Annotated in this window: 2 protein-coding genes and 1 pseudogene; 1 reads left to right on the top strand and 2 read right to left on the bottom strand. The window is 31.3% G+C overall.

Annotated features, from left to right (window positions below; genetic code table 11):
• Nucleotides 1-81: pseudogene (locus tag GOQ24_RS16745) on the bottom strand (endonuclease III); the annotation flags it as partial.
• A gap of 191 nt (nucleotides 82-272) precedes the next feature.
• Between GOQ24_RS16745 and GOQ24_RS15690 the strand changes: the two are divergent.
• Entirely contained in the window at nucleotides 273-1,142 is an 870-nt protein-coding gene (locus tag GOQ24_RS15690) for an EamA/RhaT family transporter (RefSeq protein ID WP_155091489.1), read from the top strand.
• Nucleotides 1,143-1,210: 68 nt separating this feature from the next.
• Here the strand turns inward: GOQ24_RS15690 and acs are convergent, their stop codons facing one another.
• A complete protein-coding gene (acs, locus tag GOQ24_RS15685) occupies nucleotides 1,211-3,118 on the bottom strand; it encodes an acetate--CoA ligase (protein WP_155091488.1) in 1,908 nt (635 codons plus the stop codon).
• Nucleotides 3,119-3,239: the final 121 nt, after the last annotated feature.

Raw genomic sequence — 3,239 nt, 5'->3', positions numbered from 1 at the left:
GTGATCTAATGGTACAGGGATTTCAGGATATATAGCATCTAAAGTATCAATAACGAATTGAACTTTTTCTTTTTTAGTCATAGTTTAAAAGCTTTAAGTTGCTAAGATATTTAATATTTTTAAATGAAAGAAGTTGAAGTCAGGAGTATTCTCAAAAGTCTATTTTACATAATATGTATTATCGTAAAAATTGCAATTTAATTTTAATAGGTAGATTATACTATAATTTGTAATGAATAATGCTAAATTTGATGAATTTAATTTAAAAACTCATGTTATACCTAATATTGAGTATCTTAGGAAGTGTTTCTGTAGGTATCTTATTCAAATTCAGCAAGAAGACAAATGCAAATATAATGCAAATGGTTTTACTAAATTATATTATAACTGTCTTGCTATCATATTTTAATTTTAATGTAGAACTTAATCAGCTTTCTTTAAATCTACCAATTTTAACTATTATTCTTTTAGGTTTATTATTGCCAACTATTTTTGTAGTTCAATACTTATCTATTTTTTATTCTGGTATAATACGAACTGATATAGCTCAAAGAATGTCATTGTTTATACCAATTCTTGCAGCAATTTTTATTTTTAAAGAACAGATTTCTACCCAGCGCTATATTGCTTTATTTATAGGATTGGCTTCTGTTTACTTAATATTGCAAAGACCTAATTCGGTTTCTGAAACATTGTCAGAAAATAAAAAGAATATTATTTTTCCTCTATTAACTTTTATAGGATTTGGAGTAATTGATATTTTATTTAAGCAGTTAGCACTTTATAGTGAAGTTCCTTATACAAGTTCTTTGTTTTATGTCTTCTTTAGCGCGTTAATACTCACTTTACTTTATTATTTTATTATTACTATTTACAAAAGAAATTCTTTGTTTACAGTGAATAAGAATACATTAGTATACGGTATTTTATTGGGAGTACTCAATTTTATCAATATCTTGTTCTATATGAAAGCACATCAAGTTTTCGCTCAAAGTCCTACTACTGTTTTTGCAGGGATGAACTTTGGAGTAATTATACTGGGAACGCTAATAGGTTATTTTGGGTTTAAAGAAAAACTATCAAAGCAAAACCTCATAGGTTTAGCATTGGTAATCGTATCAATATTAGTTATTTTGATCTAATTGAATTAATGTTTGAGTTTAATTATCATAAAAAAGCCCTAAGTTCATTACTTAGGGCTTTTTTATATTTACTTTTTACTATCTATTATTTTTTGAATAACTTCTGGATTAATTAATGTTGATACATCTCCAAATTCTTTAGTTTCTCCATTAGAAATAGAACGAAGTATTCTTCTCATAATCTTACCCGAACGCGTTTTAGGTAAACTCTCTACAAATTGGATTTTATCTAATTTAGCAATAGGTCCAATGTGACTTGAGATATACTGATTAATTTCTCTTGTTAAATTCTCTCTATCTCTGGTCTCCCCTTCTACTTTTAAAGTGATGAATCCATAAAGAGCATTTCCTTTTATATCATGTTTATATCCTACTACAGCACTTTCTGCAACAGCTGGATGTTCATTAATTGCATCTTCAATTGGTGCTGTACCTAAGTTGTGACCAGATACAATAACAACATCATCAGCACGTCCAGTGATTCTGTAATATCCAACTTCATCTCTTAATGCACCATCACCTGTGAAGTACTTTCCAGGGAATTTACTAAAGTAAGTTTCTTTATATCTTTCGTGATCTCCCCAAATAGTACGTGCCATCGAAGGCCATGGAAATTTAATACACAACGAGCCATCCACTTGATTATCTTCAATCTCATTTCTTTTCTCATCCATTAACACTGCTTGTATACCAGGTAGTGGCAAAGTTGCATAGGTAGGTTTTGTAGGTGTAATAAATGGCAGTGGAGATACTAAGATACTTCCTGTCTCTGTTTGCCACCACGTATCTACAATAGGACATCTTTTCTTTCCTACATGGTCATTATACCAGTGCCAAGCTTCCTCGTTAATTGGTTCTCCTACTGAACCTATAACTCTAAGACTTGAAAGATCATGAGAATTTACATAACTGTAATCTTCTGTCATTAATGAACGAATAGCCGTAGGTGCTGTATAGAACTGGGTTACTTTATATTTGTCTATAATATCCCAGAATCTACTTGGAGTTGGGTAAGAAGGAACTCCTTCAAACATCACTGTTGTTGCACCGTTTAGCAATGGTCCATAGATTATATATGAATGTCCTGTAATCCACCCACAGTCTGCTGTACACCAAAATATATCCTCATCTTTGTAATCAAAGATGTTTTTAAATGAATAAGCAGTTTGTACCATATATCCTGCTGTAGTGTGTACCATGCCTTTAGGCGATCCTGTAGATCCAGAAGTGTAAAGAATGAACAAAGGATCTTCTGCATCCATTACTTGTGCAACGTGATTAATTGATGCTTCTTCTAAAAGTGGTGCCAACCACATATCTCTACCCTCTTTAAAAGCTATTTCAGCTCCGGTTCTTTTTACTAAAAGAACTTTCTCTACACCTGGACAAGATTCTAAGGCTTCGTCTATAATTGGTTTTAAAGGTATCGTTTTACTACCTCTGTAGCTTCCATCTGAGGTGATTACGAATTTACATTCAGCGTCGTTAATACGCTTAGATACAGCAGAAGAAGAAAATCCTGCAAATATAACACTGTGTATAGCCCCAATACGAGCACAGGCTAACATAGAGATTGCCAACTCTGGAATCATCGGCAAATAGATACATACTCTATCTCCCTTTTTAACTCCTTGTTCTTTTAGAACATTGGCCATTTTACACACTCTATTATATAAGTCATTATAGGTGATCGTTTCAGATTGTTCTTCTGGATTATTAGGTTCGAATAGTATCGCTGGCTTCTCACCTCTTTTTGCTAAATGACGATCAATACAGTTTTTGACAATATTTAGCTTACCATTGACAAACCATTGAAATTTTGATTCTTCCATATCGAACTCAAATACTTTGTCCCATACTTGATACCAAACAAAGTTTTCTTCTGCTATTTTACCCCAAAATTTACGAGGTTCTCGTACGGATTTTTTATAGTGTTTAAAGTATTGTTCTAAATTCTCTATTTTATAATAACTCATATTTTAGTTGTGATTTTTTTATGTTATATTTTTTTAAGCTCCTAAATATATGATTTTAGTAATAAATAGCAAAAAGTCATACAATGTTTTTATTAATAAAAAACACTGTATGACTCTCTAT

This window comes from Myroides sp. LoEW2-1, from assembly GCF_009767705.1.
GTDB lineage: Bacteria > Bacteroidota > Bacteroidia > Flavobacteriales > Flavobacteriaceae > Flavobacterium > Flavobacterium album_A.
Note: the sequence above shows the minus strand (reverse complement) of the source record. Positions and strands in the feature narration are given on the sequence as shown.